We start from the raw sequence: 15,974 nt of genomic DNA on the forward strand, positions 1-15,974 counted from the left end.
AGGCCGGCGCTTCGGTCGGCCGCACCGGATCGATGATGTTGCTCGCCGGGTCGAATGCAAACCGCTCCTTCGCGACCGGACTGATCGCCTCGATCAGTCGCCCGACCGGGTCATAGCGGTAATCGATCCCGCCCTTGCGGCTATCCTCGATTCGCGATAACTGCCCTACCGCGTCATAGCGATACCGCCGCTCAGCAAGCGGCGCAGGCGACGTCGACCGCTGAATCGTCTGTTGCAGCACACGTCCTGCCGGATCGTAGTGCGTGCGCTGCCCGACCTTGCTCGACAGCACCCGCACTGTCTCGCGATGAAGGTCATCGCGCTCGAATTGCACACGCTCCTCGCCATCGAGCAGCATCCCGTGCACATATCCCGAGCCATACATCAGCCAATCAACCGCATGGCCATCCGGCCGCACGGTACGTCGCCGGTTGCCGAGCTCGTCGTATTCGTGATGCCACACATAGCTACGCCGCTCGCCGAACAAATCGTAGGCGTGATGTTCGCGCACGAGATTGCCGACCGGATCGAAGAAGAACTGCACGCGGCTGTACCGGTTCACCGCGTCGATCAGCCTGCCGCTCCGGTCGTACGCAAACCGTTCCTCGCTTTCCCCCGCGACACGCTTCATCAGGCGGCCATTTGCGTCGACGTCGATCGACGTCACGCAACCCGCTTCATCAACCGAAACAAGGCTGCCGCTCTGCCTTTGTCTTGTCCGATGAGACTGGTCCTGCGGCGACAATCTCAGCCCCAACCACCAATAACACCAAGAGCCGCTCGCGCAGTCCTTTTTGCCCTATACCGATGAATCAAAATACCAAATCAAGAAATCATTAAATGTAGCCCAGCGCGCCGAAATATTTCCATTTATAAAATCATTTAGATCAGAAATATCGAGATCGTAGACCGCGCCATCATCATTGCCGTACAGGTACATCCCCTCGCTTTCATCCGACGTTAAAGCCAGATATTGTTCCGGAATACCGTAGCGATCCCTAACATACTCCGTTTGGTCCGGAATCGCCGGGATGGACGGACCCTCGATATCAAGCAACTCAGCAACAGGCCGCGGACTTATAAACCCCCCCTGATACTTGAGGTAGAACTGCCCGAAATCAGTATCTGAGGCAACGCCCAGATCCTGAAGTGCCCTCATGGCTGTTTTCGGATCATCCCTAGCGATGTCGCCTGTGGATCCAGCCAGGTACTGATCAACTGTTGATGGAATCACAGATTGCACCCTCCATTTTTTAACGCGTTCGCCCCTGCCGCGCGATCTTGCCAGTATTGCTTTCGATCAATGTCGAAGGCATCGCGATCAACGGGGAAATCAGGATTCTTTTGATTTCCATATGGATGCAATGCCTCGCGACCTGCGCCACTGGCAGCCCTGTGTGTGCTCGTTGTTACTTCGAACAAGGGGCCAGTGGATTGTTGACGAGAATGGTGCAACTGAATCTGCTGAGGCACGCCATTTTTCATCATAAATGGCGCGCCACCTTCCATTGCTCGCTGCAAATTGGTCTTCCCTCGATGCTCCATATCCCAATCAATATCTTGCTGAAAAACGGTATACGTGAGACCTGTACCTTTCTTACACGGCCCCCAGCTCCCTTTCTTGAAGCGACTCAAGCCCAGTGGATCGATCCACTCAACAGGGTTGGGCGCGTATTGATAGACGTTGATGCCGCCCCCGAGACTGATCGGATCCTTGCTAATAAAGCGGCCGCTACTCGGATCATAGTACCGATGCCGGTTGTAGTGCAGTCCAGTCTCGTCATCGCCTTGTTGCCCCTGAAACCGCAGCTGATTCTTCGCTACGATCCCCACCGCCTTTGATGCTCGTGCAATCACCTCCCGCGCTTCACCCCAAGCCTTATACGACGCTTCCCATACGACATCGCCGTCGTCATCCGTCAGCAACTGCGGCGTCCCAATCTGATCGCAGTGGTAATAGAACAGCACCGCGCCACCCCGCCGCTCTGGCGCCTTCTGCAGCGGATCATCCTCCGGCACATAGCGGTCGGTACTCTTCCATTCGGGCGTAGCAATTCCTTCCACCGGCTCGGCCACATACTGCGCCAGCGGCACAAACGTTCCCGGCTCGTACAAATAGTGCGTGCCACGCTCGCCATCGCTCTCATACGCCAGCGCGTCACCATCCCATCCGAACACCGTCCGATCGCCATTCACCTCCTTAGCGATCCGGCGGCCGAACGCGTCATAGAAATACCGTGACTGACTCTGCCGCGACGCCTCCGCGACCCGCGCCGACTGCAAGCGATTGAATTCGTCCCACTCGTATTCCTGCTCCCCCACCGGCGTACGCTTGCGCACCAGATTCCCGCGCGTGTCGTACTCGAAGTGCATCCCCGCGTACGCCTTCAGCAGGTTGCCCAGCACCTTCGGTACCTCGGGCGGTAACGTGCTTTCCGGTCTCACCGGGCTCGGACGGGAGGCCGGCGCTTCGGTCGGCCGCACCGGATCGATGATGTTGCTCGCCGGGTCGAATGCAAACCGCTCCTTCGCGACCGGACTGATCGCCTCGATCAGTCGCCCGACCGGGTCATAGCGGTAATCGGTCCCGCCCTTGCGGCTATCCTCGATTCGCGATAACTGCCCCGCCGCGTCATAGCGATACCGCCGCTCGGCAAGCGGCGCAGGCGACGTCGACCGCTGAATCGTCTGTTGCAGCACACGTCCTGCCGGATCGTAGTGCGTGCGCTGCCCGACCTTGCTCGACAGCACGCGCACCGTCTCGCGATGAAGGTCATCGCGCTCGAATTGCACACGCTCCTCGCCATCGAGCAGCATCCCGTGCACATATCCCGAACCATACATCAGCCAATCAACCGCATGGCCATCCGGCCGCACGGTACGTCGCCGGTTGCCGAGCTCGTCGTATTCGTGATGCCACACATAGCTACGCCGCTCGCCGAACAAATCGTAGGCGTGATGTTCGCGCACGAGATTGCCGACCGGATCGAAGAAGAACTGCACGCGGCTGTACCGGTTCACCGCGTCGATCAGCCTGCCGCTCCGGTCGTACGCAAACCGTTCCTCGCTTTCCCCCGCGACACGCTTCATCAGGCGGCCATTTGCGTCGACGTCGATCGACGTCACGCAACCCGCTTCATCAACCGAAACAAGGCTGCCGCTGTCCGGGTCGTATTGATAACGCGTCGACTTGCGATCAAAACCGATTTCCTCGATCAACCGCCCCGCCGGATCGTAGTGGAACTGGTACGTCGCAAGGTTCGCATCGGTCAGCGCGGTCAAGCGGCCAAGACGGTCGTAACGATACGCAATCGTCTGCCCGAGCGCATCCGCGCGGCTCGCAATACGACCCACGGCATCGTAGCCGTATCGGGTCGATCGATTGAGTTGATCCGTATGCCGCAACAACCGGCCTTCTGCGTCGTATTGCACGTGCTCGACACCGGCCGGCGAACGCGTCTCCGTCAATTGGCCGTTCGGGCCATAACCGTAGGCAACCACGCCACCGGACGCGTCCTTTGTCTCGATCACGCGGCCGATATCGTCGTACCGCCACTCCGTCTTCTTTCCGGAGCAGTCCGTGTAGTTCGTCAATTGCCCGGCGATGTTGTATTCGAGTGCCTTCGAGCCGCCCTTCGCATCGGTGATCTGCGTAGGCAACCCTTTGTCGTTGTAGGCATACTTCGTCGCATGCTCGAGCGGATCGATTTCCTCGACGAGGTTGCCGGCATCATCGTACTTGCGCTGCCAGACATGACCGTTCGGATCGACAAGCCGGATCATCTGATCCTTGTCGTCGTACGCCATCTCGACAATGCTGCCGTCCGCGCGCTCGTGCCATGTCCGGTTGCCATGCGCGTCATAACGCATCTGCTCGATGCTGCCGTCTTGCAGAATGTGCAGCGTCAGATTGTCGTGCTCGTCGCGCCGGAACCATTCCTCGCTTCCGTCCGGATAGGCGATTCGATAAACGTACCCCTTGATATTGAAGTAATAGCGCGACATCTGACCGAGCACATCGGTCACGTAGGTCAGCCGAATGTTCGGATGCCATGCAAGGCGGATATCGAGGCTGCCGTCGTCCGCGTACTCGCGCACGCATTTCGCGTTCGCGTTGTCTTCAGCGTCCGCGCCGTCCCATTCAAGCGTCATCCCGCGGCCGGTGCGATCGGTATAACGCGTCACGAGATGGCGGCGGTACTGATAGCTCCACGCGTTGCCGTACCGGTCGGTTGCGCGCACGAGATCGCCCGCTTCGTCATAGGCGTAATTCGCAAGCGTACGGCGCGCTCCGTCCTCGAGCACCTGCTCGATCAGCACGACCCGGCCTTGCTTGTCGTGCTCGAACGACAGCACGTTGCCACTCGCATCGATCAAGCGTGCCACGCGGTCGAGCGCGTCGTAATCGAGCGTGATCGTATTGCCCGCACGGTCCTTCTGCATCGCCAGCCGGAACGCATTACCGCGCCGTTCATACGCGTGAAGCTGGTCGTGACCGTATGCAATCGTGACCCACGTCTCGTCCAGGCGTGTCAGCGTCAGGTTCTCCGCGAGGTCGTCATACACCCCTCCGACTGCAAGCGCTCGATATTCGATGCTGCGCCCGCTGGCGTCGCGAAAGAACCATGTATCGCCTTCGACATCGATGCGCGTCGTATAGGGCGTGAGCCACCGCGCGCCAAGTTCCCCGTTGTCGTATGCGGAGAGGCGCGACCGATAAGTGCGCGCCCAGACGAGCGGCAGCGCGCCGGGCAGTTCAAAGTCCGCGTGAGTGAAAGTCTCGTCGCCGAAAGCAAAATCGATCGACCCGGTCGACGCACCAACCCCACAACCTTTACAAGGACTCTGGCCAGCACCTTCCGCATGCGCCTGCTGTCCGGTCGCACCTGCCGGCTCCTGAGGACGATCATGCTGCGCGCGCCCCTTGCCGCCGGGCGGCACGTCGGCGGTCTTTTCATGAAGCTTGCCGCGTGCGCGCACCCTTGCCACGGCCTCGATCACTTGCGCGATCAGCCACAGCATCTTGCCTTCTTCGCTGCCGTTCAGATCGCGGATCGCCTTCGCGACTTTCGGCGCCTCGGTCTTCAGGAACGCAACGATATCGCGGAACGGTTGCAGCCACGAATCCGGAGCAAGCTTCGCAGCAGTCCCGGCCGTCGCGTTTCCGGCTTCCTTCCCCAACGCGATCGAACCTTCGTACCCGTACTCGATCGCGTCAACCACCAGCATCGGGTTGTACCAGGAGCGCTTGTCCATCTTCCGAGCGATCTGCGCGGTACGCCGCACGTTCGCGCTACTGTCGAAAATTTGCCCTTTGAGGGCGAGCTCCAGTCCGGTCGCAATACCGACCATCAATTCCTGCGCCTTGTGTGCGCAGTCGTTCAGCAGCTCAACAAGAACGTCCTGCAGGGTCTTCAGGAAGTTTTCGATTTCGGTCGCGGCAGCGGCGTTGACGTGCGTTACAAGCACCGAGATGAGCGCTGCCCCGAGATTGCCTCGTGAAATCAGCAATTGATTGCGCACGAGCGCCAGAAGCGGGCGCGCCGACAGGCGAAACGATGCCAGCGGCGGCGGAACCGGAATGACCCCGATCAGGTTGATTGCGAGCCCAAGGTAGTCGAGCAGATTGGCGTGGCGCTTCTCGACGATCATCACGATGTCGCAAACCGCGTCGTAAAACGCCATCAGGTTGCCGATGATCGGCACCGCGCTCGCGAACGTTTTGAGATCCTCGAACGAAACGTGATTGCCGCTGATCTTGAGCAACCACTTATTGAAACGGTCGCCCCCCGCCGCCACATCTTTCGGCGAAATATCGCTGAGCCAGGAAACGGCCTGTTCCTTCTCGGCGCCCGGTGGAAGTTGTTGTGCCATGTCGTTTTTGGTTCAAGTCTCGATTTGTTGTTCCAGACGGCTGATGCACCGCTCGCTCAGGATTTCAGCGGTCCACCGAATCCGCTCGTCGGCAGCTTCATGCCGGTTGCCCCCGCAGCGGATACCACCGTCGTAGCGCCCTTGCCGGCGACGCCGGGCAGCGCCCCCTGCAGCATCCCGGATGCCGCGTTCGCGGCCGGCGCAGCCAGTGCGGCAAGGCCACCCTGCCGTGCAGCCTGTACCATCCCGGCGACCTGCTTCGCAGCGCTGCCGAGGCTCGAAGCCGTCTGTAACGCGGACACTGCGCCTGCGCCACCTAATGCACCCGCCGCAGCCGGCAACGCGGAGCTCGCCAGTCCGCCCAACGCAGCACCGGCCCCACCTCCGCTCGCAAGTCCCATCGCAGCCGTCGCAGCCGCAGGCGCCATTCCCTTCAACTGGCTCGCAAGCTGCTCCGACGCAGCAGCCTGCGCCGCCTGCGGCGACGCCTCAACGGACTCGACTGGCCACTGCACCTGCTTGAAATAATTCGCCGGTTGATCCGACTCGCGCGGATCCTTCCCGAACTCGACACGCACCGCGCCCGGCGGCAAACCGCTCACGGCCGTATAGCCGCTGTTGTCGAGCGCCCCCTTCTTCAGCACGGCGCCGTTCACGTCTTTCACCGTGAACAGCCCGCCCTTCACGGCCTCGCCGTTCACGTACTTGTGAAACAACTCCAGCTGCCCCGGCTGATCCGGCCGCGGGCTCGGCAACGGATACCCCATGCTCGCCGGCCCCGCGAACGTATGCGACGCACCCTTCACATCGACCGCGCCCGGCGTATGAATCTCGATGTTCCCGCCTTGAATGCGGATATACCCGCCGCCGCTCGTCAGCAGGATCCCCTGATCGGCCGCGATCTCGATCCGATCCGTCGCCGACACCACCTTCACCGCCTTCTGCGCGGTCACCTCGATGTTGTCCGACTGCGCCTGGATCTCGACCTTGCCCTTGCCGGCAAACAGCTTCATCCCCGCGTTCTGCACGAACAGGCTCAGCTTCTGCCCAATGCTCCCGATCAGCGATTTGCCCGCGGCCACGTGCACGCTTTGCCCGCTCGCCACGTTCACATGATCGTTCGCGACCACGTGCACCGACTGCTGCGTCGACATCCCGATTCCCGACGGGCTGCCGAACAGCATCACCGGTTCCTTGAACGCATTTGCGCTACCGGTGCCGCCACCTGCCGTGCGCCCGCCCGACGCGCTGCCCGATGCGCTGTCCTGCGTCGCGTCGGTGAACGCGCGCATCGTGTCGTGCGCGTCCTTCAGGCTTTCCGCCTGATGCTGCTCGCTCACGCCCGACATCGCCTCGACCAGGCTCTCGCCCGTCACGAGCTGCTGCTGCGCTTCCTTCACGTCGAGCGGCTGGCTGTTCGCCGCCTTCGGGTGCGTCGTCACGTACAGGCCCTGGCTCGCGCGCACCGCGCCGTACGCATCCGATCGCAGGTCGAACCCGCTGCCCAGATACGCCCCGCGCGAATTCGCGCTGTGGTCGATGATGTAGCCCAGATGCAGCAGGCTGTTCGCGCTGCTGCTCATCAGTTGCACGCGGTTCTGGCCGGTCGCGTCGTCCATCACGAGCTGGTTGTACCCGCCGCCCGAATACTCCTTCGACCGGTAGCCGGACAGGATCCCGTCGCTATGCCACTGCGGCTGGTTCGCGCCGTTGTACACGCGCCCGACGGCCAGCGGCCGGTCGCAGTCGCCGCCGACGTAGTCGATCAGCACTTCCTCGCCGATGCGCGGCACGTGCACGCCGCCGTAGCCGCCGCCCGTATCCGATTGCACGACGCGCACCCAGCAGGATGCGTTCTCGTCGCCCGGATTCATCCGGTCCCACACGAACTGCACGCGGATCCGGTTCAGCGAGTCGGTATGGACCTCCTCGCCCTGCGGCCCGACGACGATCGCCGTCTCGAGATGCATCTCCGGTTTTTTGTGCTCGAACGGGCTGCGGTACGGCACGCTCACGCGCTGCGCCTCGACCTCGACGAGATAGAAGCCGGTCGATCCGTCGTCGTGCGGCACGCGAAACGCGGGACTGGCACCGTAGCGTTCCTGTGCGCCTGCCAATGCCTCGCGCAGGCTGTACGGAAAATCCGCGCTGTCGCTCGCAACGGGCAGGTTGTTCTCGATCCACCACGCGACCTCGATCGCGGCGAATTCGCGCTGACCGGCGGAATCGCGATCGTGCTCGGGATGTTCTGCCAGCGTGAAGCGCCGGCCCGCATCGATCGCGCGCACGCCGCCCGCGCCATGGAAGCGCTTCGCCTGCGACTCCCACTCCTCCATCTTGACCTTCGTCAGATGGTCGCCGCGCGTCTGGTCCAGATACGTATAAGCGCCCGTGTATTCGTACACCTCGAGCTGGTCGGGCAGTTCACCCTGGCCGGCCATCGTCGGCAGCGACGTCCCTTTCGGATTCGACGGCTGCGCAGGATTCTTGTAATCGAACGTGCGCGTCGATCGCGTGACGCTCTGCAGCGTGCGCGTGCCCGACCATTGCGTGAACGCGTCGGCCCCGCTTGCCGCACCGCCGCGATAGAAGCTCACCGTTTCCGGTGACAGCGGCGCAAACGCCTGCAGGTTGTCGGTAATCACGAGCGTGTGCGACTTGCCGTCGTCGGCCTGCTGCCACGCGCAGTAGAGTCCCTCGTCCTCCATCAGGCGATGCACGAAATGCCAGTCGGTATCGTGCTGGCGCGTATACGAGCGATTCGGCAGCGGCTTCGACAGCGCGAAGCGGAAATGGCCCTTGGCCTGCGGATGATGGTTCAGCACGTCGCTGATGATCTGGTCGACGGTCGTGTCGTTCCAGAGCCGCTGGTCGCGACGGAACTTCAGGAAATGGGTGAAATCGGCGAACGTGAGCTGATAGGTCGTCAGTCCGCCGTCGGCGCCCAGCCGGCGCGCGGTATGCACGTATCCGTTGATCGGCCGATAGCTGCGGTTGCCTTGCTCGATCCACAGCGTGACAGGCTGCGCGATCAGTTTTTTAAGCTCCAGATCGCCTTCGGTCGACAGTACGTCGAGCGTAAACTCGTACGCGCGCCCGATGCGCGAGTGGCCGACTGCCCGCTGCACGGTCAGGACGTCGCCCCCCAACGGCGTATCGAGCTTCAGCAACCGGTCCTGCTGAAGCAACCCGCCGCGCAACGCGGCGATTGTGTTCTGCATGTTCATGGCTACGGCCTTTTTTCTTTTGACGCGCCCTCGGATGGCGCGAGCACTGGACATCGCTCGCGCGATTTTACAGAGAAATTACGTCAGTCCCTGAAAACCCACCGGAATTGCAGACGCGTCATTCGTTCCGCCCGCACGCCGCCTGCACCCACGCCAGCCAGCCCGTGCCCCCGTCGTGCCCCCTGAAATCGATTGCAATCAGGGCCAATTCGACTTCCGGCGCGGCGCGGTTGCGAGTAGTGTCTACGTGCCCGTATTCCGGCCTCACCCGGGTCCGACCGAGACCCGGCGCTCACCACACGACACTGAACCCTGGAGATCTGCGATGAAACGTTCGAAGTTCCTGCTGTCGGGCCTGCTGCTCGCGTCGGCCCTCGGCTTTACGGCGGTCGCCGCGCACGCGGACGACCTGCTCGATTCGGTGAAGAAAACCGGCGTGCTGCGCGTCGGCCTCGAGGGCACCTATCCCCCGTTCAACTCGCGCGGCACGTCCGGTCAGCTCGAGGGCTTCGACGTCGACGTCGCGAACGCGGTCGCCGGCAAGCTCGGCGTGAAGACGCAGTTCGTCCCGACCGAATGGAGCGGCATCATCGCCGGCCTGCAGGCCGGCAAGTTCGACGTGATCGTCAACCAGGTCACGATCACGCCGCAGCGCAAGGAAGCGCTCGACTTCAGCGAGCCGTACACGTACTCGGCCGCGCAGCTGATCCAGCGCAAGGACGACACGCGCAACTTCAAGTCGCTCGACGACTTCAAGGGCAAGAAGCTCGGCGTGACGCTCGGCACCAACTACGACCAGATGGCACGCGCCGTGCCGGGCATCGAGGTGCAGACGTATCCGGGCGCGCCGGAAAAGCTGCGCGACCTTGCCGCGGGCCGGATCGAGGCAACGCTCGACGATCGCCTGATGCTGCCGTACATGATCAAGACGTCGAACCTGCCGCTGCGCGCGGGCGCGATCGTGAACGGCGGCAAGCAGGAAATGGCGATCCCGTTCCGCAAGGGCAACCCGAAGTTCGAGAAGGCGATCAACGACGCGCTCGATTCGCTGCGCAAGGACGGCTCGCTGAAAAAGATCTCGATGCACTGGTTCGGCGCCGACGTGACGGTGCCGGTCGCGCAATAAACGGCCCGGTGTTTCAACGCGTCACGCCGTTCATTTCGATGAACGCGTGACGCCTCCCCCTCAAGCCGCTTCGTCGAAGCGCGCCAGCAGCATCTGGCCGATCGGCGTCAGCGCCGGACGCGCCGCCACGGCGTTCATGCGCGCCTGCGTGTCGTCCACCAGCCGCTTCTCGACCAGCACGGCAAAGGCCGGATTCGATTGATCGACGCTGTCCGGCGCACGCGCAATGCGCAACAGCATCGAGAATTCATGCGGACTCAGCATGGTCCTTGTCTCCTGATCGTCCGCGATCCGGTTCGAACCGGCGTCGATCGTATTTTTGAATGAAATGGCGCGATGCATGACCGTCGCGCCGCCGGGAGCGAGATCCCGGCAGGCCTGCCTGCGACGCGGGCACGTCGTCGCGAGCGGGTTGCGCACGTCGCGGATCCGGCGATGCCGCCGCGACGGGAACGTGCAACGTTATGGGCACACCATGACGTGGCCGTGACAGGAAAACGGGGCGCAAAACAGCGCGCGTCGCATGCCGTTTCGATTCGATGCCGATCCAATTGACGAAGACGGGCCGCATCACATGCGTGGCCGCCGGTTCCCTGCTCGCCGGCCGTGTCGCCCCCTTCATCGCGGATCGGCCGAATACGGGAACCCGCCGCGCGCCGATCCGCTCGCATGGCGCATGCAGCGCACGACCACGTTCACCGCGCGCCCGAGCGTCATCCCGACGAGCACGCCCCATACCGCGAACGACAGCACCACGAAGCCGCTCGTCGCGGCCCACGGCGCTTGCACGGCGACCGCGTAATGGATGCAGGTTTCGGCAACGAACGTCAGCGTCAGCGTGACGAGCAGGCTCGCGTCGCCGGGCAGGCGCACGCGCAGGCCCGAGGCGGCCGGGCGGTACTCGAGCCGCCACCGGCTCGCGTGCAGCCAGCCCAGCGCCGCACCGCCCAGGACGGCCGCCAGCGCAATCGCGTTCGCTTCGATGCCGGCATGCGGAAAGCGTCCGTTCAGGCTGACGATGCCGAGCATCCCGAACGCGACGGGCGAGATCAGCGGACGGGCCGCCGGCACCTCGCGCGGAAAACAGCGCTTGATGCCGACATAGAGCAGCACGCAGAACATGACGTACACGTAAGGCTTCAGGTGAAGGAGCGTGGACATGGTCGGAATCGCCTGATCGGAGTGGACACGGCCATACCGTACTGCCCGATCCCGACCGGCGGCGCAGCTTGCGACGGGTGGCGGAAATTCGCGGACGAGTTGCGCGTCGCGGCGATGATCGTTTGGCGAATCGGGACGGCTGACGCGCCATCGCATCCCGCAGCCGGCGACGTCTGAACCCGTCGGCGCTTCGCACTCGACGCGCGACCGGCAACGCCCCGTGTCCTTCCGCAGCGCCTTCCACTACACTCGTGACGGAAACCGGCCAACCGTCGGCAGCCGAAGCGCTTCGTCGAAGCCGCGCGCCGTTCGTCGCAACGCGTGCGCGATCGGTCCATCCAGCAGTAAGGTCAGGCCATCAGCGCATCGCGCGCCCACCCTTACCCGACACCATGCGAGCCACGTCCGACCCGTCGCCGATTCCGCAGCCACCCACCGGCGCCCCACCCCGGCTGCTGCGCGATCCGGCCATGCTGCTCGCGTTCGCGTGCTTCAACTCGGTTGTCGGCCTCGGTTTCTGGGCGCTCCATTTCAACGAACCGCCGTTGCCTTACCTCGTCGTCGCCAACGCGATCGGTTTCTGCGCACTGCTGTTCAGCCATGCCGCCGATCGCCTGCTGCCGCGCAAGCCGGGGCTCGCGCTGAAGGCCGTCGTGATCGCACCGGTCAGCGTACTCATCGGTTTCGAGATCTCGGCAGCGATCGTCCGCGGGAACGTGCCTCATGTGTTCGGGCGCGCCCGCCTCGGAACGTGGGACAACTACGGGCCGTCGTTTCTGATCTCGGCAATCCTGTTCGTGTGCGTATCGCTGTTCCTGCAGTCCATGCGCATGCGTGCGACGCTCGAGACCGAGCGCCGCGAAGCTGCCGAAGCGCGCCAGGCCGAGACGGCCGCGCGCCTGGCGCTGCTGCAGGCGCAGATCGAGCCGCACTTCCTGTTCAATACCCTCGCGAACGTGCAGAGCCTGATCGAGCGCGATCCGGCCCGCGCATCCACGATGCTCGACAGCCTGAACCGCTACCTGCGTGCGAGCCTGCGACGCACGCGCGATGCGACGTCGACGCTCGGAGAAGAACTCGAACTCGTCGAAGCATTGCTGAAGATCGCATCGATCCGGCTCGGCGAGCGGCTTTCTTATACGATCGACGTGCCGGCGGATCTGCACGCGTTGCCGTTCTCGCCGCTGCTGCTGCAGCCGCTCGTCGAGAATGCGCTGCTGCACGGGATCGAGCCGTCCATCGACGGCGGCGTGATCGTGATTCGCGGCAGGATGCGGGGCGACAGGCTCGAACTCAACGTGATCGATACGGGTGTCGGCCTCGGCAAAAGCGACACGCGCCTGCACGGCGGCGTCGGGCTCGCCAACGTCGCCGCGCGCATCCGGACGCTGCACGGCGAGCGCGGCCGTGTCACCGTCGAAACGAACGTCGCCGCCGCGCATGGCGTCACCGCTACCCTGCTGACTCCGATCGACTGACATGCCGACCGCCCTCATCGCCGACGACGAACCGAACCTGTCCGCCTCGCTTGCGCAGCGGCTTCGGCAACTCTGGCCCGGACTGGAGATCGTCGCGATGCCGCGCAACGGCGTCGAAACGCTGGCTGCGCTGAACGCGTCGCCACGCCCGGACATCGCGTTTCTCGACATCCGGATGCCCGGCATCGACGGGTTGAAGCTCGCCGCGCTGGTGCCGGACGTGCATGTCGTGTTCGTCACGGCCTACGACGAGTATGCGGTCGACGCGTTCGATCGCGCGGCGGTCGATTACTTGCTGAAGCCGGTGACGGACGAACGGCTGCTGCGCTGTATTGCGAAGCTTCAGCGCGGCGGACCGGTGCTTGCGCAGGCCGATGCGCTCGCGCAGGCGGCACAAGCGAGAGACGCGGTGCCGATCCGCTGGCTGACGGTAGGCGTGAAGGATGCAACGCGGCTCGTCTCGGTCGACGACGTGCTGTATTTCCAGGCGTCGGAGAAATACACGGAAATCGTCACGGCCGGCGAACGGCTGGTGATTCGCACGCCACTGAAGGAACTGATGCAACGGCTCGATCCGGAGCGGTTCGCGCAGGTGCATCGCGGCGTGATCGTTGCGTACGCAGCGATCGATCGCATCGAGCGCGACTTGCTCGGAAGATTGCGGATTCGCGTGCATGGGCAGCGGGAAATGCTGCCGGTCAGTCGTGCGTATGCGGGATTGTTCAGGCAGATGTGATCGGATCGGTCTGCTGCACCGGCAACACGATTACGCGCCGACAGGCAGTGGATGGCATGTTGGCAGTCTGCGCGGCTGCAATGCGCCGCTGCGTTCAGATTCGTCGACGATGCTTCGCGCCGCGCGATCCTTCATTGATTCGACAGATCGATGTCGAAAAGACGGACTCCATGTCGCTGCACAGAACAAACGACAACCCACGGGCCGGGAAAGTGAACGCTGAAATGACGAAGGGCCGGGAGGAAAACCTCCCGGCCCTTCGAATTTGGTGCCGGCTGCAGGACTCGAACCCGCCACCTGATGATTACAAAGCAGTTGAAATTTTCAAGCATTACAAGCACTTAGGGAAGCATTGCGTTTCCAAACCTGCCGATCATATCGCCTTCTCGGCCTTATCTGATAAGGCTTGGCGTCGAATTGGAAACGCGGACGACGCCGGCCGCACCCACTGCGCTAGACTGTTCATCAAACCACAAAACGGGATTCATATGTCTCAGCTTGGCCTAACTGAATATGTAATGGCAGGCGCGACTCTACTCGGGCCCGTCCTTGCAGTTCAGGCGCAGAAGTGGGTGGAGCGGACTCGCGAAGCGACCAATCGTAAGCAGATGGTCTTCACTACGTTGATGGCGACGCGGCAATCTCGAGTATCGATCGACCACGTTCGAGCGCTAAATTCCATCGACCTCGCATTTTACGGCCGACGCATACTGGGAGTTCCGCTCCGCAGTCGGAAGGCCCAAGCAGTCCTCGACGCGTGGCACGACTACCACGCCCACCTCTCTGTCCCCCTCGAGCAGCGTCCGAACACCGAAGCCGAAACTCGGGAATGGAACGGGCGCGGCGACGAGTTGTTTACGAACCTGTTGGAGCGACTCGCTGCTGCTACTGCATACAAATTCGATCGGCAACAATTGAAATCTGGCAGCTATTCACCGGAGGCGCACGGGACAGTCGAACTCGAGCAAAATCTCTTACGGCGATTCGTCCTCGAGTTGTTGGCGGGCGATCGCACTCTCCCGTTGGATGTGCGGACAATACAGGTGGACCCAGACGCGGCAGCAAGACAACATGACTTCCAAGAACGTGTGGTTACCGCTCAGGCGGAGATCGCTATGAAGTTGGGCGAAGCCATCGATCGTCTAGCACCTACGCGCGTCAACGATAACGCTCACGCCGAACGATAAAAATGACCGCAGGCGGTCGTTAGCCGGGGTGTATGCTTCGCTGACACGATGTCCGCGCCCGAACGTCCAGTGCGCAACGGAAGCGCTAGATGCAAATGGTGTATCCTACTCGGCCGTCCGGCTCGGCCGTCCGGCCGGCTCTGTCTCTGGTTAGTGGTCGATGTTCTCTTGGAGAAACACAGATGGAGCTGCAAAGCGACAAGATGACCCTGGTAATTGCAGGGGCTTGGAATCCGGCAATCTTGACCCCACAGTGGATCGCCCAGCATGTGCTCGGCTTTCCTGCCGACCGTGACTTCCAAGTCGGCGTGGAGTTGCCGATACAGGAATATGGGCAAGCACCACGGTTCAGTTTTGAATCGCTATCGGTGATGGCTACGCCGGCCACACTGCTGTTTGCTTTGAACGCTGATGACCGTCCCCACGTACAGAAGACATTCGAAGTTGCCGCGAAGGTACTAGAGCTTCTCCCTCATACTCCTGTCTCTGGTGTCGGTGTAAATTTCATGTTCACTGACACGAAACCCGATGCCAATGTCGCGACTACGTTTCGCTCGCACGACGGTGTACTCGCAAAACTCCCGGACGAGGAGCAGAACGCCACGATTGTGCAGCAATCGTGGCAAGCTACAGTGAAACTAAGCGATCACTTAGCGAATGTGAATTGCATCAAGCGAGGCGATCGATTCGAAGTGGCGATAAACCATCACTTCAACGTAAGTTCGGCAGTCGGAGCGAAGCGAATAGTGGAAAACCCCGAAGCGTTCGACACACTCTTGGGTCTGTCCAGAATTATCATTGACGGGTTGGATGATGGAGAAAAGTGATGAAAAAAATAGAGACCAACGCATTGTCCACCAATATGAATTTTGACATCGGAGCAAAGGAATTTGCCTACGATGCCGGTGCGTCCCGCGGTACAACTGCGATCGAAAATCGCTTCACCACTACGTCGCCGTCTGCCGCCAAAATTTCAGAGCCATGGTTTAGCGAATCAAGTCTCGTTCAGGGAACCGCTCCCCATAACCGTCCGCGGACGGTGTCAGTAAACGTAACATCGTCTACCGCCACGGTGACATTAGCTGTGAAACCGTCCGTAATCGCCTCGGAGGAGCGCCAACAGCGCCTAAACGAGTCCATCCGACTTGGCTTTTTACCGCCCAGCCGAAACACAGCCGCCTGAAT

General features: G+C 62.2%; 11 protein-coding genes and 1 pseudogene. 6 read left to right on the top strand and 6 right to left on the bottom strand.

Annotated features, from left to right (window positions below; all coding sequences use genetic code 11):
• The 4 genes and pseudogenes from HWX87_RS32625 to HWX87_RS32640 all read right to left on the bottom strand — a co-directional run.
• A pseudogene (locus HWX87_RS32625) lies at positions 1-703 on the bottom strand (sugar-binding protein); the annotation flags it as partial.
• Between the two features lie 96 nt (positions 704-799).
• Positions 800-1,159 (bottom strand): SMI1/KNR4 family protein, encoded by a 360-nt coding sequence (locus HWX87_RS32630; protein ID WP_176051065.1) that lies wholly within the window; start codon positions 1,157-1,159, stop codon positions 800-802.
• Positions 1,160-1,230: 71 nt separating this feature from the next.
• Positions 1,231-5,874, bottom strand: a complete 4,644-nt coding sequence (locus HWX87_RS32635; RefSeq protein ID WP_176051066.1) for an RHS repeat-associated core domain-containing protein — start codon at positions 5,872-5,874, stop codon at positions 1,231-1,233.
• Between the two features lie 56 nt (positions 5,875-5,930).
• Positions 5,931-9,101 (bottom strand): type VI secretion system Vgr family protein, encoded by a 3,171-nt coding sequence (locus HWX87_RS32640; protein ID WP_176051067.1) that lies wholly within the window; start codon positions 9,099-9,101, stop codon positions 5,931-5,933.
• A 325-nt stretch (positions 9,102-9,426) separates the two neighbouring features.
• Between HWX87_RS32640 and HWX87_RS32645 the strand changes: the two genes are divergently transcribed.
• Positions 9,427-10,227 carry a transporter substrate-binding domain-containing protein gene (locus tag HWX87_RS32645; RefSeq protein WP_176051068.1) on the top strand — a complete coding sequence of 267 codons (801 nt, stop codon included), beginning with the start codon at positions 9,427-9,429 and terminating at the stop codon, positions 10,225-10,227.
• Positions 10,228-10,287: 60 nt separating this feature from the next.
• Here the strand turns inward: HWX87_RS32645 and HWX87_RS32650 are convergent, their stop codons facing one another.
• Both HWX87_RS32650 and HWX87_RS32655 read right to left on the bottom strand, forming a co-directional pair.
• A complete protein-coding gene (locus HWX87_RS32650) occupies positions 10,288-10,491 on the bottom strand; it encodes a hypothetical protein (protein ID WP_176051130.1) in 204 nt (67 codons plus the stop codon).
• Between the two features lie 354 nt (positions 10,492-10,845).
• Positions 10,846-11,388, bottom strand: coding sequence for a DUF6622 family protein (locus tag HWX87_RS32655; protein ID WP_176051069.1), 543 nt, complete (start codon positions 11,386-11,388; stop codon positions 10,846-10,848).
• A gap of 470 nt (positions 11,389-11,858) precedes the next feature.
• On the opposite strand from HWX87_RS32655, the gene HWX87_RS32660 reads away from it, so the two are divergent.
• The 5 genes from HWX87_RS32660 (at position 11,859) to HWX87_RS32680 (ending at position 15,972) form a co-directional block, all read left to right on the top strand.
• A complete protein-coding gene (locus HWX87_RS32660; RefSeq protein ID WP_176051131.1) occupies positions 11,859-12,866 on the top strand; it encodes a histidine kinase in 1,008 nt (335 codons plus the stop codon).
• 1 nt (position 12,867) lies between these two features.
• Positions 12,868-13,602 (top strand): LytTR family DNA-binding domain-containing protein, encoded by a 735-nt coding sequence (locus HWX87_RS32665; protein WP_176051070.1) that lies wholly within the window; start codon positions 12,868-12,870, stop codon positions 13,600-13,602.
• Between the two features lie 56 nt (positions 13,603-13,658).
• The gene (locus HWX87_RS32670; RefSeq protein WP_347880185.1) at positions 13,659-14,789 is read left to right on the top strand and encodes a DUF6680 family protein; all 1,131 of its coding nucleotides are present in this window, start codon (positions 13,659-13,661) and stop codon (positions 14,787-14,789) included.
• Positions 14,790-14,971: 182 nt separating this feature from the next.
• Positions 14,972-15,616 (top strand): hypothetical protein, encoded by a 645-nt coding sequence (locus HWX87_RS32675; protein WP_176051072.1) that lies wholly within the window; start codon positions 14,972-14,974, stop codon positions 15,614-15,616.
• Complete coding sequence (locus HWX87_RS32680) at positions 15,616-15,972, top strand: hypothetical protein (RefSeq protein WP_176051073.1); 357 nt, start codon at positions 15,616-15,618, stop codon at positions 15,970-15,972. The genes HWX87_RS32675 and HWX87_RS32680 overlap by 1 nt, the downstream gene beginning before the upstream one ends.
• The last annotated feature ends 2 nt before the right edge of the window (positions 15,973-15,974 follow it).

It is taken from the genome of Burkholderia sp. BCC1644 (assembly GCF_902833225.1).
Taxonomy (GTDB): domain Bacteria; phylum Pseudomonadota; class Gammaproteobacteria; order Burkholderiales; family Burkholderiaceae; genus Burkholderia.